22 protein-coding genes are annotated in these 24067 nt (G+C 67.0%); 14 read left to right on the top strand and 8 right to left on the bottom strand.

Going from position 1 to position 24067, the window contains the following annotated elements; translation table 11 throughout:
• From BLS56_RS24025 to BLS56_RS24015, 3 genes are all read left to right on the top strand, one after another.
• Positions 1–684 (top strand): globin family protein (locus tag BLS56_RS24025; protein WP_228771876.1); only part of this gene is annotated, 684 nt, incomplete at its 5' end.
• Positions 685–722: 38 nt separating this feature from the next.
• The gene (locus BLS56_RS24020; protein ID WP_091455168.1) at positions 723–1892 is read left to right on the top strand and encodes a serine/threonine protein kinase; all 1170 of its coding nucleotides are present in this window, start codon (positions 723–725) and stop codon (positions 1890–1892) included.
• A 23-nt stretch (positions 1893–1915) separates the two neighbouring features.
• On the top strand, positions 1916–2617 hold the full coding sequence (locus BLS56_RS24015; RefSeq protein ID WP_228771875.1) for an HAD family hydrolase: 702 nt from the start codon (positions 1916–1918) through the stop codon (positions 2615–2617).
• Here BLS56_RS24015 and BLS56_RS24010 read toward each other — a convergent pair.
• A complete protein-coding gene (locus tag BLS56_RS24010) occupies positions 2607–3992 on the bottom strand; it encodes a N,N-dimethylformamidase beta subunit family domain-containing protein (RefSeq protein ID WP_324187536.1) in 1386 nt (461 codons plus the stop codon). The two genes, BLS56_RS24015 and BLS56_RS24010, sit on opposite strands and share 11 nt — an antisense overlap.
• Before the next feature lie 143 nt (positions 3993–4135).
• Between BLS56_RS24010 and BLS56_RS24005 the strand changes: the two genes are divergently transcribed.
• From BLS56_RS24005 to BLS56_RS23985, 5 genes are read left to right on the top strand one after another with little or no spacing between them, the layout of a single operon-like run.
• Positions 4136–4948, top strand: coding sequence for a class I SAM-dependent methyltransferase (locus tag BLS56_RS24005; RefSeq protein WP_228771873.1), 813 nt, complete (start codon positions 4136–4138; stop codon positions 4946–4948).
• A 41-nt stretch (positions 4949–4989) separates the two neighbouring features.
• On the top strand, positions 4990–5739 hold the full coding sequence (locus tag BLS56_RS24000) for a glycosyltransferase family A protein (protein ID WP_175483013.1): 750 nt from the start codon (positions 4990–4992) through the stop codon (positions 5737–5739).
• A gap of 18 nt (positions 5740–5757) precedes the next feature.
• A complete protein-coding gene (locus tag BLS56_RS23995) occupies positions 5758–6513 on the top strand; it encodes a GNAT family N-acetyltransferase (RefSeq protein ID WP_091455158.1) in 756 nt (251 codons plus the stop codon).
• Entirely contained in the window at positions 6510–8507 is a 1998-nt protein-coding gene (locus tag BLS56_RS23990; RefSeq protein WP_175483012.1) for an NAD-dependent epimerase/dehydratase family protein, read from the top strand. Before BLS56_RS23995 ends, BLS56_RS23990 begins: the two co-directional genes overlap by 4 nt.
• A gap of 38 nt (positions 8508–8545) precedes the next feature.
• Positions 8546–10186, top strand: a complete 1641-nt coding sequence (locus tag BLS56_RS23985; protein WP_139190954.1) for a hypothetical protein — start codon at positions 8546–8548, stop codon at positions 10184–10186.
• Here the strand turns inward: BLS56_RS23985 and BLS56_RS23980 are convergent.
• Together BLS56_RS23980 and BLS56_RS23975 are read right to left on the bottom strand one after the other, a co-directional pair.
• Complete coding sequence (locus BLS56_RS23980) at positions 10135–11076, bottom strand: GHMP family kinase ATP-binding protein (protein ID WP_228771872.1); 942 nt, start codon at positions 11074–11076, stop codon at positions 10135–10137. The genes BLS56_RS23985 and BLS56_RS23980 overlap by 52 nt on opposite strands.
• Before the next feature lie 45 nt (positions 11077–11121).
• The gene (locus BLS56_RS23975; RefSeq protein WP_228771881.1) at positions 11122–11961 is read right to left on the bottom strand and encodes a glycosyltransferase; all 840 of its coding nucleotides are present in this window, start codon (positions 11959–11961) and stop codon (positions 11122–11124) included.
• 477 nt (positions 11962–12438) lie between these two features.
• On the opposite strand from BLS56_RS23975, the gene BLS56_RS23970 reads away from it, so the two are divergent.
• From BLS56_RS23970 to BLS56_RS23960, 3 genes are all read left to right on the top strand, one after another.
• Positions 12439–13536 (top strand): hypothetical protein, encoded by a 1098-nt coding sequence (locus BLS56_RS23970; RefSeq protein ID WP_091455145.1) that lies wholly within the window; start codon positions 12439–12441, stop codon positions 13534–13536.
• Positions 13533–14576 (top strand): polysaccharide pyruvyl transferase family protein, encoded by a 1044-nt coding sequence (locus tag BLS56_RS23965; RefSeq protein WP_091455143.1) that lies wholly within the window; start codon positions 13533–13535, stop codon positions 14574–14576. The genes BLS56_RS23970 and BLS56_RS23965 overlap by 4 nt, the downstream gene beginning before the upstream one ends.
• Before the next feature lie 287 nt (positions 14577–14863).
• Complete coding sequence (locus BLS56_RS23960; protein ID WP_228771880.1) at positions 14864–15223, top strand: transposase; 360 nt, start codon at positions 14864–14866, stop codon at positions 15221–15223.
• Positions 15224–15453: 230 nt separating this feature from the next.
• Here BLS56_RS23960 and BLS56_RS23955 read toward each other — a convergent pair whose 3' ends face one another.
• Positions 15454–15918 carry a hypothetical protein gene (locus tag BLS56_RS23955; protein ID WP_091455136.1) on the bottom strand — a complete coding sequence of 155 codons (465 nt, stop codon included), beginning with the start codon at positions 15916–15918 and terminating at the stop codon, positions 15454–15456.
• A gap of 635 nt (positions 15919–16553) precedes the next feature.
• Here BLS56_RS23955 and BLS56_RS23950 point away from each other — a divergent pair.
• From BLS56_RS23950 to BLS56_RS23940, 3 genes are all read left to right on the top strand, one after another.
• Positions 16554–17555: a helix-turn-helix domain-containing protein gene (locus tag BLS56_RS23950; RefSeq protein WP_139190952.1), complete on the top strand. Its 1002-nt coding sequence runs from the start codon at positions 16554–16556 to the stop codon at positions 17553–17555.
• 156 nt (positions 17556–17711) lie between these two features.
• Positions 17712–18083, top strand: a complete 372-nt coding sequence (locus BLS56_RS23945; protein WP_139190951.1) for a hypothetical protein — start codon at positions 17712–17714, stop codon at positions 18081–18083.
• Positions 18080–18823: a hypothetical protein gene (locus BLS56_RS23940; RefSeq protein ID WP_091455128.1), complete on the top strand. Its 744-nt coding sequence runs from the start codon at positions 18080–18082 to the stop codon at positions 18821–18823. The genes BLS56_RS23945 and BLS56_RS23940 overlap by 4 nt, the downstream gene beginning before the upstream one ends.
• Positions 18824–19189: 366 nt before the next feature.
• On the opposite strand, the gene BLS56_RS31735 is transcribed toward BLS56_RS23940, so the two are convergent.
• The 4 genes from BLS56_RS31735 to BLS56_RS23925 all read right to left on the bottom strand — a co-directional run bounded on the left by BLS56_RS31735 (position 19190) and on the right by BLS56_RS23925 (position 24067).
• Positions 19190–19681, bottom strand: coding sequence for a hypothetical protein (locus BLS56_RS31735; RefSeq protein ID WP_175483010.1), 492 nt, complete (start codon positions 19679–19681; stop codon positions 19190–19192).
• 500 nt (positions 19682–20181) lie between these two features.
• Positions 20182–21762: a serine/threonine protein kinase gene (locus BLS56_RS23935; RefSeq protein ID WP_091455125.1), complete on the bottom strand. Its 1581-nt coding sequence runs from the start codon at positions 21760–21762 to the stop codon at positions 20182–20184.
• A 2-nt stretch (positions 21763–21764) separates the two neighbouring features.
• Positions 21765–22376 (bottom strand): hypothetical protein, encoded by a 612-nt coding sequence (locus BLS56_RS23930; RefSeq protein ID WP_139190950.1) that lies wholly within the window; start codon positions 22374–22376, stop codon positions 21765–21767.
• Positions 22373–24067 carry a helicase HerA-like domain-containing protein gene (locus BLS56_RS23925; RefSeq protein ID WP_091455119.1) on the bottom strand — a complete coding sequence of 565 codons (1695 nt, stop codon included), beginning with the start codon at positions 24065–24067 and terminating at the stop codon, positions 22373–22375. The genes BLS56_RS23930 and BLS56_RS23925 overlap by 4 nt, the downstream gene beginning before the upstream one ends.

Here is a 24067-nt window from a genome sequence, read left to right as displayed (position 1 = left end):
GCCGCGACCAGCGAGACCTACCGGTCCTTCCGACCCGACCGGCGTGGTGGGAGCGCCTTCGACCGGGTGATCGGCAACATGCGCCGCCTCGCTGAGGTCAAGACCGGCGCGCTGGGCTACTCGTTCCTTGTGATGGTGCGTCAGGAGAGCGACGGCACCACGGTCAGCAATCACGAGGAGGTGCTGGCGGGCGCGGAGTTGGCACACGACATCGGCTGTGACTACTTCGAGGTCAAGGCCATGTTCGACGAGCAGCACCACGTCATCGGCGTCCCGGATGAGGTGCTGGCTTCCGTGGAGATCCAGATCGAGCGGGCCCGAAGCCTGGAGAGCGATCACTTCCAGATCGTCAACTCCTCCACCCTGGACTCGCTGAGGAAGCACGAAGGGCCCGTCCAGCCGAAGGACTACCGGCGCTGCGGTGTGGCCGAGCTGCGGACCCTGATCACGCCATCGGGCGTCTACACCTGCCCGTACCACCGGGGGAACAAGGCCGCCATGCTCGGCGACGCGGTGACCGACAGCCTCGTCGACATCTGGCGCGATTCCGATCGGGGCATCGTCGACCCCAGCCGGGACTGCGGCTTTCACTGCGCCCGGCACCGGTCCAACCTCGAACTCGCCGAGCTCGCGGCAGGCCGGGGTCGAGAGGTGCGCGACACCGACTACGACTTGTTCATTTGACGACGGTTCGCTCGTCCAGCCCGGAAGGATCAGCACGAATGTCCACACTGGAGCGGGTTTCCACAGCGGAGCAGGCGCCCGTGGAGGCGACGAGGGTCAACTCTTGGAACGGTTGGGACCCACTCCGCCACGTCATCGTCGGAAGGGCGACTGGGACGGTGGTGCAGGCCCCGGAGCCCGCGGTGCGACGCGACTTCCCCGAAGACGGCTTCCCGCTGGGAACGTGGGGACCGATGCCCGAGGAGATGACGGCGGAGGCGAACGAGCAACTCGACTCGTTCGCGCGGCTGCTCTCGTCGCGGGGCATCCGGGTGGACCGGCCGACACCGCTGGACTTCACCCAGCGGGTGAGCACGCCGGACTGGGAACAGGAGTCCATGTTCGGCTGTATGCCCCCGCGCGACGTGCTGTTGACCGTCGGCAACGAGATCCTCGAAGCCACCATGAGCTACCGGAGCAGGTGGTTCGAATACCTGGCCTACCGGCCCGTGCTGCAGTCCCTGTTCGAGAGCGACCCGGACATGCGATGGGAGGCGGCGCCCAAGCCACGGCTGACCGATGAGTCGTACGTGCCCGGCTTCTGGGACACCTACAACACCCTCGGCCTCGGCGAGCAACTGGACAAGGTCGCCGCGAACGACCTGGTGCTGACTGAGAAGGAGCCACTGTTCGACGCCGCCGACGTCGCCCGCTTCGGCAAGGACCTGTTCGTGCAGCTGTCGCTGGTCACCAACCGACAAGGATACGAGTGGCTCCGGCGCCACTTCCCCGAGCACAGGGTGCACGCCATCACCTTCACCAACACCCACCCGCTGCACATCGACGCGACGTGGGTGCCGCTGCGCCCCGGCCTGGTGCTGCACAACGGTGAGCGCCTCGCGACGCCGGAACTGGTCAAGTACTTCGAGGTCAACGACTGGGAGGTGGTGGAGGCTGTTCAACCGGCCAGCTGGAAACACCAGATGAGGCTGTCGTTCTGCACCCCGTGGCTCTCGGTGAACCTGCTGAACCTCGACCCGAACACCCTCTGCGTCGAGGCCGAGGAGGTCCGGCTGGCCGATCAGCTCGTCGGGCTCGGCTTCGACGTCGTGCCGGTGCCGTTCCGTGCGGTGGCGCCGTTCGGCGGCGGGTTGCACTGCGCCACGGTCGACATCGAGCGCGACGGTGTGCTGGAGGACTACTTTCCGCGGCGCGCCGGACGATTCTGAAGGGGTGGCACATGGTTCGCGGTGTGCTTTTCGACTTCAACGGGACCCTGGCGCGATCGGTCGCTTGGGGCGTGCCGCACCGCGAGGTGTTCGAACGACACGGGCTGCGCCAAGCCGGTCGTCTGTGGGGCGACGAATGGTCGGTGTTGCCCGCTGACGGCGAAACGCACGAGGAGCATTCTCGTGATCACGAGTCCTACCGGAGATGGGAGCTGGACCGGTTGCGGCGGCGTGCACTCGTCTGCGGTGTTCCGCCGAACCAGGTCGACGCTCTCGTCGCAGACCTGTACCGGGAGAGCCGGGCACTCACGATGCGGCGGTACGACGACGCCGTCGAGGCACTGGCCAGGCTGGATCGGCTCGGTGTGGTCTCCGCGATCTGTTCCAACTGGTACTGGGAGCTCGACGAGGCGATTGAGCAGGCCGGGCTGGCCGGGACGTTCGCGGTGACCGTGACCTCCGCGCACGCGGGCTGGCGCAAGCCCGATCCCCGCATCTACCAGCGAACGCTACGCGAATGCGATCTCCGACCAGCCGAGGCGCTGTTCGTCGGCGACATGTGGGGGCCTGATGTCCTGGGACCGCGCGCGGTCGGGATGCGTGCCGTGCATCTGTGCAGGCCGAAGCGCGCGGTGCGGGAAGTCCCGCCGCCGCTGCTCCCCGGCGTCTGGCGCGTCTCCGGTCTGTCCGAAGTGGTCGATCTGGTCGAGGGGCTCACGTGCTGAGGCGGTCCAGGACGTTGCGGGTCACCCGGCCGACACCGACATCGCAGCCCCGCCCCACAATCGCGGGCCAGTCCGTGGTGGCGGCGGTGAAGACGGTGCCGTTGCGCGTGTGGATGCCCATGGTCGCCGCACGGGGGCCGGTCGCGGACTCCCTCGAAACGCAGTTCCAGTGACCGGGCTTCGGGTTGTGGAAGTCGTCGTGCGTGGGCGCGAGCACGGCGATGCCCAGGATGAGGAAGGATTCGGGGGTGCCGTCCGCGCCGGTGGGCCTCGCCACGCCGCGCTCGTCGACGGTGTACGCGGCCCCGTCGCACTCGTAGCCGATCAGCGGCTGACCCGCGCCGAGTCGATCGGCGCCGCGGCCGCCGGAACCGTCGCGCAGACCCGTGCCCTCGTACACCCAGTGGTCGGCGTGCTGCACCAGGAAACCGGTGCGGGGCCGGTCACCCGGCCAGTCGTCGCCGGGCCACATACCTCCGTTGCGGAAGCTGACGCCGGTCAGGGCGTTCTCCGGCGCCCCGACGCCGTCGGGTTCCGGCGGCCACCACTGGTCGGTCGCAGGCAGGTGCGGGTAGACGCCGTCGACGTCGTGGTCGGTGTCGCAGACGAGCGCGGTGCCGCCGTCCACCACGTGCACCCGCCACCAGCAGGTGTTCGCGCTGAAGAACGCCACGTTGCCGCCCGCGTCGACGAACGCCTCGACGTGCTCGCGCATCCGGGCGCTCCAGTACTCATCGTGCCCGACGCTGAGCAGCAGCCGGTACGGCGAGAGCAGGTTGGGGTCCTCGTGCAGGTCGAGGTCCGTGCAGAACTCCACCTGGTAGCCCTCGCGTTCGAGCCAGGCGATGAACGGGGCGTCCCAGTACGCCAGGTCGTTGACTCCACCCGGGCGGTGCGCGCTGACCTTGTGGCCACCGGGCTCGTCGCCGTTCGCGGGGACGTACACCGGGTTGTCGTACAGGCTGCTCGCCCGTTCGATCCCCGGTGCGTCCGAGCGGTTGTAGGCGTGGCGGGTGAAGCTGGACTTCTTGTAAAGGATCGCCGCGGATCCCGGCACCCGCGGGCGCAGCACGAAGTACTCCCTGCCGAACCCTGCGAGCCGTGCGCTGTCGTAGGGCAGCTTCCCGGCAGGACGACCACGGCCGTCGGTGGTGGGCGCGGTGTCGGACGCGGACTCCACGAAGAAGGCGACATACATCCCCGGCCGCCACTGCGGTGGTATCGGAACCTGGTAGCCGGGCCAACCCCAGTCGACCGCGGGGCAAGCGTGCTCGGGTACCCCGTCAGGGTGCGGTGGCGGAGCTGCCCACACCCCGCGCAGCCATTCCGTACTGCCAGCGTAGTCATTTTCCGCGCCGATGCGGTAAAAGTCCACTCGAAAGAAGGCTGCATCGGTCGAAACGTGCACGCTGAGTTCATTTCCGACCACAGCACTCTCTCGCTCGAAATAACCCTCGATCACGTGGGCCCCCGTTTCGGAAGGAGTGTCGAATGCGGCGGAATCGTATACCCGAGCTGATGATAGGGATCGAAGGATTGGCTCTGCTGCGCAGCGCGGTGGACCGCGACGACGACTTCGTCGCGGCGAGGGTGGCGGAACTCAAGAAACTCGTCGACTCCATACCCGGCGACGAATCCGCCGGTGAACGGCTCACCGAACTGGGCCTGTCGAACGGGTACGCGTTCGCGGCGCACGCCTACGACGCCGATCCTCACTTCCTCATCGCGGCGGAAGAGCCCGCCGTGCGGCGAGTGCTGGCCGGCCTGCCACCCGGACGTGCCCTGGACGCCGCCTGCGGCACCGGCAGGCACTCGGCGAACCTGGTCAGCCTCGGGCACGACGTCATCGGGATCGACCAGTCACCGAAGATGCTGGAACTGGCCGCGGCCAAGGTGCCGGAGGCCACGTTCGAGGTCGGCGACCTGGAGGGGCTGCCGCTGCCAGACGGCGCGGTGGACCTCGTGGTCTGCGGTCTGGCGCTGAGCCACCTGCCGGACATCACCGACGTGATCGGCGAGTTCCGCCGGGTGCTGCGCCCAGGCGGTCACCTGATCGTCAGTGACCTGCACCCGGTGATGGTGCTGCTGCACGGGCAGTACGTGTGGGTGGGCCGCTCGGGCGAACTGCTTTTCATGCGCAACCACCCGCGCCTGATCAGCGACTACCTCACGGCCTTCGCGATCCACGGCTTCACCCTCCGGTCCTGCCAGGAACCGCTGTTCGCAGGGCCGTTGCCACCCGGTGGTTACGAAGAGCAGATCGCCGACGCGGCCAACGCCGCCTGGGACGGCGTGCCGTCGGCAATCGTGTGGGAGGTGCGGGCGCCGTGACACCACCGGAGCGCACATCCCCATTGGTGAGCTGCCTGATGGTGACCAGGGACAGACCGACGCTGGCGGATCGCGCGATCAGGTGCTTCGCGCACCAGCGGTACACCGCGCGCGAACTGGTCATCGTCACCCAAGGCACAGCGGCCTACCGGAACCAACTACTCGAGTCGACCCGCGCCCACGGTGTGGAGCGGGTCGAGATCGTCCAGGCCGACCCCACCATGCGGTTGGGCGCGCTGCGCAACCTGTCTCTGGACGTGGCCTCAGGTGACCTGGTGTGCGTGTGGGACGACGATGACTGCAGCCACCCCGACCGCCTGACGATCCAGGTCGGCGAGCTGATCAGCGTCGGCGCCCACACGTCGTTTCTCAGCGACCACCTCCAACTGTTCCAGCAGGACGGCGATCTGCACTGGATCGACTGGACCCTGCCAACGCCCCCTGCCAAGTACCCCCTGCTGCCCACCACCATGCTGATGACCCGCGACACCCGGTTCCACTACCCGGAGTCGGGCCGCTACGCACACTTCGGCGAGGACTGGGCGCTGCTCACCGAACTGCACAATCGGGTGCGTGTCCAACATGTCAGCGGCCACGGACACCTGTACCTGTACACCTACCACGGCCGGAACACCTTTCCCGCCGCGCACCACGGCAAGTTCCGCATCCGGTCGCGGACTCGCGCACAGGTCGCCGCACGCGAGTCCGACATCCGCGCGGCGATGGCCTACTACGCCGTTCCCTCTCCTGTGCTGGTGCACGGCAGTGACGGCCCGGTGTTCGCGATTTGACCTCGAAGAGGAGTTGAGTTGACAGCGCTGATCGTCGACCACGACGACCGACCGGACCTGTGGCAGCGCATCCCAGTGCTGTTCGCCGGAGTCTGGCCGGAGTACAACATCCACGGTGACGTGATAGCAGGGTACTGGGAGCGACTGTTCGCCATCTTCGGCCGCTTCCAGCTCGCCCTCTTCGACCCGGACACCGACGACGTGCTGGCCACCGCGCGCGGCATCCCGCTTGTCTGGGACGGCACGGAGGCCGGGCTCGGACCGGGGATCGACGCGGCGGTCGAGGCCGGGTTCGCGGCCCACGACACCAAAGCCAGCACCAACGCCCTCTGCGCTCTCGGGATCGAGGTCGCGCCCAGCCACCGCGGCAAGGGCCTGTCCGTCGTGGCGCTACAAGCCCTGTGCACCGCTGCTCGGCAAGCCGGTCTCTCGCACGTGATCGTGCCGATCAGGCCGACGCTCAAGGAGCGCTACCCGCTCGTGCCGATCGAGCGCTACGCCTCGTGGAAGGCGCCCGACGGCACGCCGTTCGACCCGTGGATCCGCACACACGTGCGCCGCGGCGGCGTGTTGTCCGCGCCCGCGCCCCACTCCTCGCTGATCACGGGCACCGTGACCGAGTGGGAGACCTGGACCGGCGTCAGCTTCCCCGACAGCGATGACTACGTCTTCCCACACGGACTCGCGCTCCTGCACGTCGACCGCAAGCAGGACCTGGGCACCTACTGGGAACCGAGCGTATGGATCGTGCACGACCTCGAGAACGCCCGATGAGCGCTCCACTGCGCCTGGCCGTGGTGGGGTGCGGCGCCGTGACCGAGCTGTGCCACCTGCCTGCGCTCGCCCGCGGGGAGCCGTTCGTGCTCAGCGCTCTCGTCGACCGGCTACCTGCCCGCACCGAGCGCGTGGCCGAGCAGTACGCGCGACTGCTGGCGGCAGGCGGCCGGGGCAGCGCACGCCCACCGGTGCGCGCCACCGACATCACCGACGTGCTCGACGAGATCGATGTCGCACTGGTGGCCACCGGACCCGACACGCACGCCGTGCTGGCCGCCCGACTTGCCTCGGCAGGCAAACACGTGCTGCTGGAGAAGCCGGTCGCGACCACCGTCGCCGAGTGCGCCCGCATCCGGTCCGCGGCGCGGGCGGGAGAAGTGGTCGTGGTGCCCGCGCACATGCGTCGGTTCTTCCCCTCCGTGCCATGGGTCGCCGAGCGGCTGGCGTCCGGGGAACTGGGCCGCGTTCGCCGGGTCCGGTGGCGTGAGGGCTTCGAATACGGTTGGCCACTGGTGAGCCCGTTCGCCTTCGAGCCCGGCGCGGGGGCCGGTGTGCTGGCCGACCTCGGCCCCCACGTGCTCGACCTGATAGGGCACTGGCTGGGTGGACCGATGGAGCTGCGGTCCTGTGACGACAACGCCTGCGACGGCGTCGACAGCGAGGTGCGCCTGGAGTTGCTGGCTGGCGGCGTGCCCGTCGAGATTGAGCTGAGCAGGCTGCGCGACCTGGGTGACACGCTCACCATCGAGGGAACCAGGGCCGTGCTGAGCGTGGGAACCCGGCGAGAAGCGCACTACGCGCTGCACACCTCCGACGGGGCACTGATCCGACAGGGTCCGGTCCCCACAACCGACCCCCGGCTGCTGACGAGGGAAGGCGTGTTCCACCGGCAGTTCGAGGAATTCGACCGCGCGCTGCACGGCGCTGTCACCAAGGCGGCGACGCTGGCGGACGCGGAGTCGGTGGTCGCCCTGCTCGACCGGTGCCGAGAGCACCGGTCGCACCGCCTGCCGCGGCCGTGGGAACCCGGACCTCGGCGGAAGATCCAAACCGGGAGCGCACGACGGGTGGCCGTGACGGGAGCCACCGGCTTCATCGGTTCCCACGTGGTCGACCGGCTACTGCGCGACAGCGACACCGAGGTGGTCGCGATCGGACGTGAACATCGAAAGCGGGCGCGGTTGTCGCACCTCGACGCGACCCGGCTGCGGTTCGTGCTCGCCGACGTCCGCGACACGACGGCCCTGGCCGAAGCGTTCCAAGGGTGCGACGCCGTCGTCCACACCGCCTACGGCAACGGGGGCGACCTTGCCGAGCGCTGGTCGGTGACCGTCGACGGCACAGCGAGCGTGCTGAGCGCGGTGACCGCGGCGCGCGTCGACCGGTTGGTGCACCTCAGCAGCATGAGCGTCTACGACCCGACCGACGTCTCCCTGATCGACGAGGACAGTCCATCCGTGCGCTCCGATCCTGCCGATCTGTCCTACGCCCAGCAGAAGACAGCGGCAGAACGGCTCATCCTCGGACGGCCGCGCGACCGGCTGGACGTGGTGTGTCTGCAGCCGAGCGTCGTATACGGCCCCTGGAGCCCCACGTGGACGATTCGTCCCCTGCGGAACCTGGCCGAGGACAACGCATGTCTTCCCAGTGGCGGCGGCGGAATCTGCAACGCGGTGCACGTGCACGATGTCGCCGATGCCATCGCCCATCTCCTTGACGTGCCGACCCTGTCGGAGCGGCGGTTCCTGCTCTCCGGACCAGCGCTCACGACGTGGGGCGCCTTCTACGACCACTACCGCGACATGCTGCGCCTACCGCGCCTCGATCTGCCGGACAGCGAGGGATGGCCCGATCGCTACCGGGAGTACTACGCCAGAAAGGTGGAGGTGGACAGCTCACGGCTGGCGGCGGCGGGTTTCCGTCCTGCCGTGCGGCTGGACGAGGGCATGGCACAGGTCACCGCGTGGGCGGCGTGGGGGAATCTGACGTGACGGCCACCGCCAGAAGTCGGCCGTCGACGGAGGTCGTGTTGACCGGGTCGGTGATGACCCATCCCGCTCGCGGCGATGCGGCGAAGCGGATCGTCGCTCAGGCCCCGGCAGGGATGCTCTCCGTGGTCACCGATCCGGACCCAACGGGACCTCCGACGGCGGTGCGCACCGCCGTCGCCGCATGGGAGTCCGTTCCGGCGTCGTCAACCCACCACCTCGTCGTGCAGGACGACATGCTCTTCGCCACAGGCGCGTTCGATCGGCTGCTACAAGCTGTCAGCGCGGCGCCGGACGCCGCTTTGGCGCTTTACTCGATGTGGGACTCCCGCAACGCGGCCGCTGTGCGGCTGGGCGCGCTGTCCGGAGCAGGGTGGGTGAGCGCGGTCAACGAGTACACCCCCACCGGTGCCCTCGTCCTGCCCCGCGCCGTGGCCGCGGGCTTTGCCGACGACGTGCGCCGTCACCCCTCGAACTGGCCGGACGACATCCTGATGCACAGGTACCTCCGTCGCGAAGGCGTGCGGTGCCTCGTTGCCGTGCCGACCCTGGCCGAGCACCAGGACGCTCCGAGCATTGTGGGAAACGCGTTTCGCGGACTCCGGAAGTCGCCGTGTTTCCTGCCCGTCGTTCGTCCCGGACCACAGCGCATCGACTTCGGTGTGCCAAGCGTGGTCCCGTTCTTCAAGAACGGCGTCGCCCAGTGTGTCGTCCGATCGAATGACATGCGGTCCGACCGGTGGCTGCACCTGGAGATCAGCGACTACCTAGGTGGCCTTGGCGTTCCCGAGCGCCACCTGCGGCCGAGGGCGCCCGCGGAGCTCGACAACGTCGACCCCGCGGTGGTGCGCGGCACGTGGCTCACCGCGTTCGCGCTGGGAATGCTGACCGAGGGCGCGTGTGGCGACACCGATCCGGATGTGGTGCGGGAGGCGTTGCGCACCATCGGGCCGGGAGGGACGAGCCAGACGCCCGGCGGTGAGCTGTCCGTCGAAGCGTGTGACCAGTTGGCCGTGCTCGCGCGACTCGCTCTGGGTACCGGTCGCGAGACAACACCGCGTCCACGTCGCAGGTCCGGCGGTATCACGGTGGTGGGCGATGGTGTGCTGGCTGAGCACATCGTGCGAACGCTGACCGACCTAGGGCATGCGGTGACAGTCGTTCGAGGGGCGTCCGCGCCGCGCCGCGGTCGCACGCACGGGAACATTGTGCTCGACCTGACCCGCGGCGGCGGACCGCTACTGCGCCTCGGCTCACGTGTGCCGCTGCGCCTCGATTCCGTTGATCTCTACGGTCCCGGCTATGGACCGGACTCGACCGTCGGAGCACTCGTGTGGGCGGCGTTGCAATCCGAGCCGATCCGGATCTCCGCCCGCTCACCCGCCGTCGTGCGGCCGCTGCACGTGCGAGAACTGGTCGAGCAGGTGCGCGCCATCGCATGTGGGACCGCCGAGAGGTTCCAGACGCCTCCTGAGTACCCGATCGAGGCGTTCGCCAGGATCGTCGCACAGGCCGTTCGGCCGGTGCCCGTCCACGACACCAGGAGCAACCCGCCACCGACGGCCGCAGGCCGGAGCCAGTCGGCCGAGGACCTCCAATGGCATGTGCACCATTTCGCGCAGTGGCTCGCTTACGAGTTCGACGGCACCGACCCGGCGACGATCACTCGGACGCCCGGGTGATCGTCGCGGTAGGCCGCGCGCAGTTCGCGGGCCAGGGTGTCAGCGTTTTCGAGCGGGCATATCCCAACCAACGCGCCGCCGCCACCCGCGCCACTGACCTTCATGGGCAGACCGCTGATTCTCCTGGCGATGGCGCGCAGGCGTTCCAGCAGCGGGGTCGACATCCGCTGCAGATCCCGCATCGCGCGGTGGGCCGCGGTCATGGCGGTGCCCAACAGGCTGAGGTCGCGCGTGCGGATCGCCTGCCAGGCCAGGTCGGACGCCGCGTCCGTCCTGTGCGCGTACTCCGCGAGCACGGGATCGCAGGCGCGGTGCTGAGTTCGAACCGACCTGATGTGGTCGGGCGTCGACTTCGCCGTCCGGGAATCGACCACCACCACGGCCCACTCCTGCGGGAAGTCGGTGTGGTCGAGGACGTCCGGCAGCCCGGTGGACCGACCTGCGAACAGCGTCGCGCCGCCCAAGGCGATGGCCAACTGGTCCATGCCCCCGCCGTCGCAGAAGCCGAACTCGTACTCGTATGCCCATTGGACCAATGTGTCGCGCGGAATCGGCCTCGACGAGGGCACGGCGGTGGCGAGGGCCTCGAACAGGGCGAGAATCAGCGCGCTGGACGAAGACAGGCCGCTGGCCGAAGGGGCCGCGCTCGACACGGCCACCGGCGGGGGGCCCAGGGGAAGCCCTCCGACGTGCCTGCCGAGGAAGGACCAGACTCCGGTGGTCCACTCGTGCGGAGCTTGTCCGCCCGTCGAGGTGGGCGGGTTCACCTCGACGGTGGTGTAGAGGTCCAGGGCGACGCACACGGACCGGCCACCCACCCAGTCCAAGTCCTCCCCGGACAGGCACGCCCGCACGGGACACGAGACGGTGAACGATCGCGGTTGGTCCACGCGGTTCTCCTCATCCGTCGAGACAACGCCCACGACACCGACCTGCTACGGGCACCACACCCGCTGCTCGGCACTGCCGAGCAACCTGCCCAGCCGCCACGCGAAATGGCACACCCAGCGCCCCCGGTCCGGCGAGGCGATGGCCGGGGCGCGCCACACGAGCTTGAGCCAGTGCGCCAGGGCCTTTGTCGTTCCGTCCGCGCGCAGCCCGTGCTCACGGAAGTCTCGCAGCAGCTTCGCGTCGGCTCGTCCGTAGCCCATCTGCTGCCTGGCGAGCGACCACAGCCGTTCCCGCAACCGGTAGCGCATCACCGCGCCCGGCGCGAAGACCACGGAGCACCCCATCAGCTGAGCTCGAATGCTGAACTCGACGTCGTCCCCGCCGCCACCGGTGTAACTCTCGTCGAATCCGCCCAAAGCCTGGAACACCTCGGTTCGCACGCCCATACTCGCCCCCACCGCATAGGGCAAGAAGCCCATGATAATCGGCAACCGGTCGGGCGGATTGGCAGATCTGGCCATACGGACGCGTTCGCTGTTCAGCGGAGTGAAATCGAGGTATCCACCGATCAGGTCAGCCTTGGACGACGCCCGCACCATGGCGGCGAGCCAGCCGGTGGTCGCCACGTCGTCGGCATCGCAGTACACCAGCAGCTCACCGTTCGCGGCACGAGCGCCAGCATTGCGCGCGCCATTGATCCCACGCGGCTCATGGCGCACCACCCGCAAGTCCGGCAACCGATCTGTCCACCGGGCGACGACGGCGGCGGTGTCGTCGGTGGACCCGTTGTCCACGACCACCACCTCCCACGACCCTCCGTAGTCCTGCCGGGACAGAGCGGCGAGCTGACCTCCCACAACGGCGGCCGCATTACGTGCGGGCATGATCACGGAAACCGACCGCGCGACAGCGGAATCCGGCGACACTGAATACCACCGCCTCTGGAATGGATGGACAGAATATCGACACCACCGCGAAATGTACTAGGGCAACGGTTGGCGCGGCAAGACAATTACCCTGAGAACAGCCCGAAGGAGTAACGGGCCCCACCTGAAGTGCTTCGAGCTGTTCATATCCCACATACCTGCCCGCGGTCCATCACTGCCGCGTCGAGGTCAACCGAATGGCGGCATTTGTGTGCGAGTTGCTCCGAATCGGGCACGGCAGCCACAACTGTAAGTGATCACTCTCCGCGGGGTGCGATGTATCGTCTCTCGGGCGACACGATATCGGCTTTGAACATCACCTTTTCGGAGAATTGAACAGCTCGACGGGTGGGGCACATACTCGCCAGGACGGTCATACCGCATCGCCAGGGTCTGCAACGCTGATCGTCCGATGGATCGAAGGGACTCGCACACATGATCATCGACGACCTCGCCCGCGAGTGGACGCCGGACGGTTTGCGGTTGTCGGCAGCGGTGGACTCGTCCCTGACACCGAGCGGTGAGCGTCTGCACTTCACGGTGCACGACGGCGAACCGGAGTGGATGCCGCCAGTGGGAGACGCCTTCCTGGCCGCAATGATGATGCCCGCGATGGCACTGAGAGAGGACGTACGCGTCCACGCTCCGGTCTCGCGCAGGCTATTCAGGTCGGCGTTCACCATCGCCGACATCTACACCGCCTGGTGGCCGCACCTGCACTCGGTCGAACTGGAGGCTCCCGTCGCAGGCCGTGAGAGCGGCGACGCGGTGGGGTTGTTCTTCACCGCCGGGGTGGACTCGTTCTACAGCCTCATCAAGGACGTCGCCAGATCTACGGCCTCGGACTGGGAACCGGTGACGCACCTGGTGTTCGTCAACTTCGAGAGGCAGACGGGCGCCCGCTACGAACACCTGCTGGAACGGTTGCGGCACGTGGCGTCGCGCACGGGAAAACGGCTGCTCGTGGTCGACACTAACGTCCGCTCGATGTCCGAGCCGACCGCGTTCTGGCCGGAGTACCACGGCGCGGCGCTGGCCGCGGTCGCGTTGAGCCTGCAAGGCCTGCTGCGACGCTGTCTCATCGCGGCCAGCCATCAGTACCGGCACATGCCGCCTCTGGGTTCGCACCCCCTGCTGGACAACCAGTTCTCCACCGAGGGACTGGAAATCGTCCACGACGGCGCCGAGGCGACCCGCGCCGACAAGATCTTCCGGCTGGCGAGCGAGGGAGATCTGCCCTTGGACAACCTCTGCGTGTGCTGGTCGAGCGAGCCGGGGCACAACTGCGGGCGTTGCCAGAAGTGCGTGGGCACCATGGTCGCGCTCGAACTCGCGGGCGCGTCAGGGAAGTGCCCGACTCTGCCCGGGACACTGGACCTGGAGGTGGTGCGCGCGGTGACGATGCCCGATGGGATCAAACTCGCGACTCGCGCACTGGTGTCGGAGGCCGAGAACCGGGGACGGCACGACATCGCCGACGCCCTGCGAGAAGCGCTGCGGCGCGCGGGCGACCTTGAGCAGGCAGACAGGTGATCGCGGAAAGCGGTCCGGACAACCCCGACCAGCGGCGAGCGCGGCTGAGGAGCCACATCGCGCGGGTTCTCTCCACGCTGCTCGCCCCCGGCACCCGGTGCGCGCTGGTGGACTTCCCGCTGCATGCCAACGTGGGCGATAGCGCCATCTGGTTGGGGGAACGCACGGCGTTGCGTGGTTTGGGCGTGTCAGTGGCCTATACCTGCGACGAGCAGTCGTTCCGCCCGCAAGACCTGCTGACCGCCGTGCCCGAAGGCGTGATCCTGATACACGGCGGCGGCAATCTCGGCGACCTGTGGCCTGAACGCCAGCACTTCCGGGAACACCTCGTTCGGTCCTTTCCCCGGCACCGGATCGTGCAGCTGCCCCAGTCGATCTGCTTCCGGGACGACGCGAACCTCCAGCGGGCGCGAGCCGTCTTCGACGCCCACCCCGACCTCGCCCTCTTGGTGCGCGATCAGCACAGCCTCCACCTGGCCCGAACCCACTTCGCCGCGACCAGCCTGCTGTGCCCCGACATGGCCTTCACACTGTCCGTGCCTCCCACGAACGGCTGCCGGGCACATGACGTGGTGTGGTTGGCCCGATCCGACCACGAGGCCACCGGCCTTCCCCCACCCGCCCCGAACGGCAGAACCCTGCACACCGACTGGACGAACGAACTCGACGCGACCCCGGCGTGGCAGCTTCGGCGAAACGCCGCCGGACAACGCCTACGAGCCGCGGTGCACGCGTTGCAGGAGCATCCCGACCCGAACCGGGTCGCAGCCGTGGCCGCGGCCCACGACGAACTGGCGGCGCTTCAGCTCACCAGGGGATGCGCCCTGCTGGCCAGCGGCGATGTCGTCGTCACAGACCGTTTGCATGGACACCTGCTAAGCCTGTTGCTCGACCGGCCTCACGTCCTGCTGGCCGATCGCTACGGCAAGGTCGGCAACAGTTGGCGCACTTGGACCAGCGGCTGGCCGGGAGTGCGTTGGGCAGGCAGCCCGAGCGAAGCCGTCGACCAAGCACACGCCCTCGCCGCAGCCGCACACTGAGTTTCCCTCCGGGAGTCGGAAATTGGGGTTTCATGCCACGAGGCCGAAGTCGGGACTGTAGTTGATGCGGGTGTCGTGTGGTGTGTGGTAGCCGAATGTCTGATGTAGATGGTCGTGGTTGTAGTAGGCGAGGTAGGCGAACACGTCTTGTCCGGCGTGGTCGCGGGTGTCCCAGACGCTGGTGCCGATCTCGGCTTTGCGGGCGGCGAAGAAGAAGGAGGTTGTCCCTTGAGCCGGACACCCTGATCTCGGACAGCCGTCTGGGGAAGGGGGTCCTCGTGTCAGGCATGTCGAAGTGCCCCGAGCAGTTCCGCGGGGACACCGTCGGGTTGGCCCGCTCGTCGGACCGGCCGTGGCGGCGGATCGCCCGCGAGCTTGGTGTGAACCGCGAGACCCTGCGTAGCTGGGTCCGCACCGCGGGGAACGCGCAGGTGGGCGGCGTGTCAGCCGATGAGCGCCAGGAGTTGAGGGAACTGTTCGCCGGGAGGGAGTGCGTGGTGGGCTCGTGCGGCGCGCAAGTACTGCTGCAGGAAGGCTTCCCTGCTGGGGGCGACGGAGGCGCGGATGCCCCGGACCATCTCCGGGAGCAGGGCGTCGCCGAGGTTGGTGTAGACCTGCCGAACGCGGTGCTGGACGGCTGCGTGTAGCTGGTCCTCATCGAGCCCAGTACGGCAGCGTGAGATCCGATTCGTGGGCCGCGTCGGTGTCGTGGGCAGTCGCCTCGGCGATGGCCTGCTCCAGGCTCGCCAATGCTTTGAACTGTACACGTCTGGCGATTGACCGGCGCGGACGCGCGCCAGCGCGGTCGAGGTGCTTCGGGACGCGGGGCCATTTGCTGGTGGAACGCGCCGACGAGCACTGGTCGTGAACGGTTGACCTAGCCGACGACGTCCTTCAGCACGGCCTCGTATCGAGGACGATTCGCCTGCGGCGTCCGGGCTGCGCCGTATGAGAGCACGATCGTTCCCTGCCGGTAGGCGTTTCCCGAGGACACGTCGACCTGGTGCTGTGCGGCGGTCTCGTCGGGCCATGAGTAGACGCTGATCGCGTCGGTGGTGATGAGCTGGAGGCATCTCAGCGAGTCGCAGTTCTGCTTCGTGTTGTCGCGGGGGTTCGCTGCAGGCAGTCCTGCCGCGATGAAGCGGTCCACGACGTGCCGTGCGGTCGTGTCGGTCGAGCCTCCGGACGCGCCAGGCGGCCCGCCAGTCTCTTGGTTGGTGGAGGAACGTTCGCCCGTACTCGCAGGTTCGGTGGTGCCGCAGGCGACGAGACCGCCGAGAAGTCCGGCGATGACGAGAAGCTGGATGCGGTTCACGGCCGTGTCGTCGCTGGTCTCACCCACAGCGCTACAACAAGCCTTTCATCCGGTGGCAACCTCGTCACCGCAGGAGACCTCGTACCACCGGTCACCGATCCCTCGGGTTCGACCAATCGATGGTGTCCACCGTCACGTTCGGCCGAACGAGAGGGCGCCTGCCCGCGACACGTCCTGACTTCGACGACCTTTGGCCTGAGCGCCAGGCTTCACGGGGAGACGACGATTCAGGCCGCCTGAGCACGGGATGGGGACGTACAGGAAGGTTGGCGACACCACCCAGGAGGATGAAGATCAACGCGACCCCGTAACGGCGTCGCGTCAAAGCTGGAGGGCTGCCGCTCCAGTATTTCTCCAGTTCACCCTTGTCGATCTTCATTTAGACCACAATGGACAGACGTGCGATGGTCGACTCAAAGAAACGAAAACGCCCGCTGACCTGGTATTTTGTCCAGATTCAGCGGGCGTTTCACGACCGTCGGGCTGACAGGATTTGAACCTGCGACCCCTTGACCCCCAGCGGGACAAGAGTGTTTCGCATGGTCTATTCAGGACGCTGAAGTCGGTCAGAGTCGGGTGAAAGCCCAGGCAGGGTCTCCGAATCCGCCGGAGTCCACACAGTCCGTGAGACGTGTGTGAGACGAAGGCGGCCCCGAAAGCCGGTGGTGGGCACCGGCCCGGGGCCTGATCGGATACAGGAGATCCGACATGATCGCTATCGTCGCACAGTTCGTCGTGGGTGCGGTATGAGCATCGAAGCGCTCAACTGGGCGCTCAACCACGCACCCGCCTTCGAGAACGAGGACCCGCGCAAGCGTCCTCACTTGGTCCTCGTGCTGATAGGTCTGGCCAACCACGCGGACAACCGCGGCCGCAACGCCTTCCCGTCGAACGAGACGCTGTGCCGGTACACCCGGCTGTCGGAGAGCACCGTGCGCCGCTGCCTGAAGCGGTTGCTGGAACTCGGCGTGATCCGGCTCGGCGACTCCCGGATACAGGCGTTGCAAGCCAAGAAGAGGTACCGCCGCTCGACGGTGTATGACCTGGCCATGTCCGAGGTGTCATACGGCCCCTCAAACAAGGGCATCCGCGAGGAAACAGACGCCCATACGAGCCCTGCCGAGGCGTCATACCAGGTCGACAGGGGTGTCACACCAGCCGAGGAAATCGGCCGTATGACACCCAAACCGTCCCTCAACCATCCAGGGAACCGTCCTCAATCCATCGAGGACCAGGTCGACGAGTCGAACGATCCGCCGACCTCCGAGCCGTCAAGCCCAGCGGCCGAACTCGTCGCGGGCTTGAACTTCGGAAAACATCCGCGCCCCAGCCAGGCCCAAGCCGCTGACCTGGCCCGCAAGGTCGATGCCGCCGCGGCGAGCGGCCTGACGCTCATCGAGATCAGGCGGCATGCCCAAGCCAAGCTGAACCAGGCCACCACCAACGCGGTCGCCTACCTTGCCCGCGGCCTCGACCCGGACAACTTGCCCATCTCCACACCCGGGATGGCTCACCGGCCCGCCCCCGCAGCCCGAAACGCCGTCCGCACGACCCGATCGGTCGAGGCCGAAGCGGCATGGCAGGCAGCCCGCCGTGCTCTGCCATCACGCCACGGCACCCGCCCATCGGCAGAAGTCGTTCCGCCCGCTGACGACACCAAGTGACAGCGCTCCGAGCGATCGCGCGGCGCCGCCGTCGCTCGGAGCCTTATTGGCTACCGGAGATCACCCATGCACAACCATCACCACCGAGCCGACGACCTCGGCTCACCACACACCTCGACCCCGTTTCGCACCCGTACTCCCGATCAGCCCGTCGGCATGCTCTTGACGAGCAAGCTCGTGGACTGGTGGACGCAGGCACGACAGCGCACCTTCCTGGCCGAGCACGGCCAGTCCGGCCAGCCGGTCGACGTCGAGGACTACTGGACCGAACTCGCTCTCGGCACCCGCATCGCCAAGGAAGTCACCTCGGGCCGCTGGGTCACCGTCTCCTGCCTACTTCGCGCCGGAGCGCTCACCACCTGGCGGGATGCCGGCGACGCACTCGCCATGCCTGGTGATACCGCCTTGGACAGCTTCCGCTCCTGGCTCCGCAGCCAAGCCGAACTACGACGCCACACAGGCACGATCGGCCTCACCGCGGAAGAGGTCAAGGAACTCACCGTACTGGCGGAGGCGGTGGCCCGGTGAACAACGACGTCCTCGACCAGGTCCGCGAAGCAATCGCCACCGCCGCGACGGAAGGCAAGCCACCACCAGGCCGCCCCACCCTGATTCGACTCACTGGCGCCACCGACTACCAGATCCGCCAAGCACTGGCGACGCTGGCGACAGAACCCCCAGCCCCCTCGGCGCTCGACCCGGCGGTTCCGAACCCCCAAGATCACCAAGAGTTGGTTGCGGCCACCGCTGGCGACAAGGTGGCGACAGCTTCGCTGCGGGCCGACGCCGCGGGTGGCGAGTTCGCCAGCAGTTACCGCCACCCTCGTCCATGGCCTCTGCTGTTGATCGGCCTCGGCGCAGCCGTAGCAGTCTGGTCAGGCTGGGTCGGCTTGGGCGAACTCACCGGATTCGGCGTCGTCCGCCTGCTCCCGGGTCTTTGGGATCAACTCCAGATCAACACCGCCGTAGTCCTGTCCCTCTCCGTCGAGGCCTATGGCGGCTACGCCCTCCGCTGCTGGCTAGGCTCGATCGGTCTGTCCGCACGAACGAGGAAGTTCGCCAGACGCTCAGCGATTACCAGCCTGGTGGTCGGCGCTGGCGCCCAGATCGCCTACCACCTTCTGATAGCCGCCAACATCCACACCGCCCCTTGGCCAGTCACCGTCCTCGTGGCGTCCGTACCGGTACTCGTGCTCGGCCTAGCCTCAGCCCTGGCATGGATGGTCACCAGCGATTACCACCGTTCCTTCACGAGTAAGGAAGTGTGACCGCCCGCGTCGTAACCCGACCTACCCGCCAGCCGTCTGAAGCAGACTCGGGCTCCAAGCAGCTGGCGGGTTTCGAGCAGCCGGGACCCAGCCGCGCAGTACAGCTTGAGGCTGTCGAACTAGTGAAAGCGCTTTTACAACCGTCCCACGGTGAGTGCGAGGTGCGATCGTCGTCGGAACGGTGGCCTAGCGATCCGGAGTTTGTAGTCGCAGGTGTCTTGTCCTGCGGTGGCCTTGGTGGGGAGTCGACGTCAGGCGGGTCATGGGCAGGTACGAACACCTGGCGTCGTTGGCGGAGAAGACAGCCGTTGGGTGAGAGGACTAACTTATCGAATTGCGACAGTACCAACCCGGCGGCAAGCAGTGTCAGCTCGCACGAGCGGAATTTTTTTCCACTGATTCGGTGGTGAATAAACAGCATGAGAGTTTCGCCGCTCCTGCCTCGCGGCTGTAGGGCTTCGCTCCAAGTTGGTGCTGACGTCGGTCACGAGAGTAAAAGGTGTTTGACTGTAGCGCGGATCCACGCGCGATCGAAAAAATTGGATCGAGGTCGAGTTTACCGCCCTGCGCTACTTCGTTCTCAACGGCGCCGATCGCCACAGCGCGCCGAACGGAACGCCGCCGTCGCAGCCTACATCCGCTGGCGCAACGCAGGCGCACGACCAAAACCTGCTTCACCACCGACTCGCCCATCCGCACCTGGACCCATTGCCCGACCAAGGTTGCGTGACACAACACTAAGGGGATCGGTTTCGAAGCCGACAGGTCAGCAAGAGCGGTGTAGGGCTGGTTCAAGAAAGCCGCCCGATCATGAACCAGACGCAGTAGCTCTTTCGGAGGTGCCAGTCCGGCAAGCATCGATTCCCAGCGTGAGGCGTCAAGCAGAAGTATGTCCAGGCGTTCGCCACCCGCGACATCGACGAGCGCTTTCGCGCTATAGCCGGATATCGACAGGAAGATCCCACAGGTTCCGGCTACGCGTTTCCGCGCCCTCTTCTGCAGTTTCGCGATTTTCCCGTATCCGCCTTCTGTCGCTTCGCTTCCAAGACGAACCGCATCCCGGAGTGCGCGAGCACGACATCAACCTCGCCGGTTGTGCGCAGGCTCGCGGTCGCCTCAATCCCCCAGCAGCGCAGCAACTCAACGATCAACTCGTTGAACCGCTAGCCACGGAACTGCGGCGGCACGCTCCGCGTCCCCGGGCTTGGTCGTCTTCTCGATACTACGCTTCAGAGGAGCCAACCACGGCCACTACTGGACCTTCCCGGCCGACACACGTCAGCCATTCGGCCAGTTACACCGTTCCTGAGAAGTCCCGACCCGTGGCCTGGGAGGACCAGCGGGCGCTGTGGGGGAGCTCAGGCTGTCGGGCTCGTGAGCTCGCGGACGCGGTCGCCGTAGAAGCCCAGCTTGTCCCCGTCCATGACTCGCTCAAAGTACTCGCGGGCGCGTCGCCGATCACCGACCATGAAGTAGTACTTTCCTAGCTCGAAGAGGCTGAACAGGTCGAAGGCGTCGAGCGCGAGGGCCTGGTTGTAGAAGCTGAGAGCGAGGCGATCGTTCCCGTTGAGGGCGTGCGCCCACCCGAGCTTGGAGTAGACGACGACGGCATCCGGCCGCTCCGCTCGAACGGTCTCGAGCAACTGGATCGCGCGCCCGTAATCGCCATCAAGTCCCGCCGCGACGGCGAGCCGGAACCGCGAGTAAGGCCGTTTGACGGCGTCCACAAGGCGCTCGTAGATCGTTACCGCGTCGCCATACCGCTGGAGGCTGCTGTACAGCTGACCGAGTCGCTCGAGCACGTCGCGTCGCTGATGACCTTCGACCGGATAGCCACGATCGAAGGCGACGAGCAGCTGCTCGTACGCTTCGGCCGCTTTGCGGTCGTACCCCAGGCGAATACAGATGCCGCCGAGCATCCGCAGGTACTGAGGATGCTCGTCGCTCCGATCGACAGCGGCCTCCGCTGCCTCCAGGGCACCCTGAGCGTCGCCCTCGGCGAGCCGCTGTTTGGCCAGTTCGAGGTAGTAGAGTGGACTCGACGAGGGCGGCCGGAAGCCGAGCTGGCTGGGCTCCGAGCGAGCAGGCATAGCTGCCGTCGCCGCCTCAGCGCGCAACCGGTCAAGGCATGCCTGCACGGCGGCGCGCATCGACCCGCAGTTCTGAAAACGGTTCTCGTGCCGCCGCGCCATCGCGCGAAGGATCACGTCCTCAAGATCGGCAGGCACATCGCGGTTGACCTCACGAGGCTTGGCGATCTGCACGCCGGTCAGCAGCTGATGCGGGCTCGAGTAGGGTAACCGTCCGGTGGCCATCTCGTAGAGGAGAACGCCGATCGAGTAGATGTCGCTGACGTCCCGGGCGCGTTTTCCCTCGAGCGCCACCTCCGGGGCCATGTACGCCTCCGTGCCGTGGCGCTTGGTCCAGACCCACACATCCTCGAGCCGGCGGCTCGACCCGAAGTCGGTGATCTTCGCTACTCCGGACGCCTTGTCGACGAGGATGTTCTGCGGCTTCAGGTCGTTGTGCGAGATGTTCGCGGCGTGGACGGAAGCAAGACCGTCGAGGATCTGCATCGTCCACTCCAGCATCTGTTCGAAGGTTAGCGGCGCCCGCGTACTGACGCTGTCGAGAACCTTCGCCAGGTCGTAGCCATCGACGAACTCCATCTCGATCACGAAGAGCTCGCTGATGTTGTGGAAGCCGTGGACGCGAACGATGTTCGGGTGACGGATCTCCCTGATGATGTCTGACTCCTTGCGGAGCACCTCCTCGCCCTTCTCCTGGTCTTTCGGAATCTTGATCGCGACCGTGGCACCATCCTTCAGCCTCCGCGCCTGCCACACCTCGCCGAAGCTCCCTTTGCCGAGCTCGGCTAGCAAGCGAAACCGATCGCCCAGCACCTCGCTGGGTTTGCCGCGGAACACGATCAGCGCCATGACTACGCCCTCCCTAAGGCGAGCCGCTCATTGCGCTCGTCGCGCAGGAACTCGCCGAACACGAGACGTTCGGAATCGGGAGCGGGGCGCATCACGCACTTGATGATCATCAATGGTGTCCGTGCCGGGTCTACGTCACTGCCACGACGCCTGAACCCTTCGCGGTAGGTTGCGATGATGGCGTCCATGCTGCGTGGAGCCGAGCCGCTGCGCACCCAGTAGATCAGGACACACAGCTTCAAGCTCGGGGACGCGGTCGACGCGATCGCGAGGTTCTCGACCTTGCCCCGCAGCTTGCCCTCGTCACCGCGCTCGAACCTCTCGAATTCGAACGCGAGCGAGGCTTCGCCCGAGTGCTTCTCGAACCACACAGAGTCCGCGCGCACGTCCCCGAGGCCGTTGTCGCGGGCCCACCAGATCGGGCACTCCGCCACGGCGGAGTAGCCCTGTGACTGCCCTGCGGTGGCCAGGACTGTGAGGAAGTGCGAGTGTACCGTGAGCCCGATGTCCGGGATCCCCGACAGCAGCATCGGGAAGTGCTCGACCATCAATTCGCGGTTGGTGAGTCCGTCGAAAACCAGGTCCGTCGGTGATGTCAAGCGGTCACCCATCATCCTCCCGACCTCCCCCAGCGCTCGCACACACGCGGTGACTCACCGCCGTGGACGAGCGCCTTGGTGCCGACCTTCACGACGAGCGGCGCGATGATCGCCCGTCCGCAGATCAGCGCCTCACCGGTCGACAGCGTCGGGAGCTCCGCCAGGTCCGCTGCAGAGAAGTAGTCGGAGGTCTTCTGGATGAACCGCTGGTCGTCCGGGTTCTTGATGCGCATCGCGACGATGGTGTTGCACTGACTCGTCACGTCGGAGTCGAGCTTGCTCGGGCGCTGGCTGACGATGGCGAAGCCCACGCCGAACTTCCGGCCCTCGGCCGCGATGCGCTTGATGATGTTCTTCGAGATCGCAGCCTCGCCTGCGGGCGCGAAGTTGTGCCCCTCCTCGTAGACAATGAACACCGGTCGGGTCGGGCGCTGCTTGTCGGCCGCCGCCTTCATCAGCTCGCTCGAGATGAGCGCGACGATGACCTGCCGCGCCGTGTTCGAGAGCCCTTGGAGGTCGACGATGCAGAGCCGTCCGGCCTCGGCATTGTCGTCGCCGACCATCTCGTAGACGTCGAACGGCTCACCGGCCGCGCGCGAGTAGAAGCTCTGGGCCTCGTTGATCATTCGCCGAAGGCGGATGGCGGCGATGTTGGCGCTCCCTCCGCGGAGCGCGTTGGCCTCACCCTGGCTGCCGGACTTCGTCACCCACTCCTTCAGGCGGTCGAGATCATCGAGGACCGCGAAGAGCTCCTGGATGTCGCGAGGCTCGTCGATGTTCTCCTTCCAGTAGCGGAGCGCGACATCGAGCACGCGCTGCTGCGGCTCCGTCAGTCCAGGGAGCACACCGGAGAACTCGTCCACGTCGAAGTGGTCGAGCTGAAGGGCGAGGCGCATGTTCTTCCCCGCGTACTTCTCGTCGAAGCTCCGCAGCTGCGGCGTGTAGACCTTGATGCCGCCCCCGCGGTCCTGCAGCTGCTGGAGGACATCTTGGATCTCCCCGAGCTTCTGCCGGTCCCGAGGATCCTCGACCTTGTCGAGCCGGTCGTTGAAGTTGAGCTTGCCTGCTCGGAAGGCCTTGCCGTACTCGCCGTGCGGGTCGAAGACCACGACCGACGCGTTGAGCTGCGAGACCAGCCGCTCGATGACGCGCCCGACGGTGTAGCTCTTCCCTGAGCCGGTCATCGCAAGCACGGCGAGGTGCTCGGTCACCAAGGTGTTCGCGTCGAGGAATACCGGGACGATGTTCTCGCCCTTTTCGTAGCCGACGAGGTTGCCGAGATGGATGCTGGTGTCCTCGGAAAACTCGTAGAAGCTCGTAAGGAACGCGTAGTCGACTCCGTAGACCTTCGTCCCCGGCGTCAGGGGACGCCGGGGTATCCGGATCTCGCCGGTGAACGGATCCTTATAACCGACCAGCTCGAGCGTCGCGTACACGGTCTCGCCCGAGAGCCGCGACTGCGGCAACAGCTCGACTTCACTGATCCCTTCGCCGAGCGCTGGGCTGAACAAGATGTTCGACCGCGAGAGCCCAACGACGCGGCCGAGCACGTCGAGCTGCGATTCCGACTTGCGCTCCTGGTGCGCGACCCGCACGAACTCTCCACGCCGCGCCGAGAAGCTCGTACGCAGCGCGATCGTCAGCTTGTTGGGTTCCCCAGTGTTGCCGACCAGCTTGCCAACATAGTTGTCGTCGTCTCGGAACAT

It is taken from the genome of Actinokineospora iranica, assembly GCF_900101685.1.
Classification (GTDB): Bacteria; Actinomycetota; Actinomycetes; order Mycobacteriales; family Pseudonocardiaceae; genus Actinokineospora; species Actinokineospora iranica.
The sequence above is the reverse complement of the archived record's forward strand: the minus strand, read 5'-3'. Positions and strand labels throughout refer to the sequence as shown.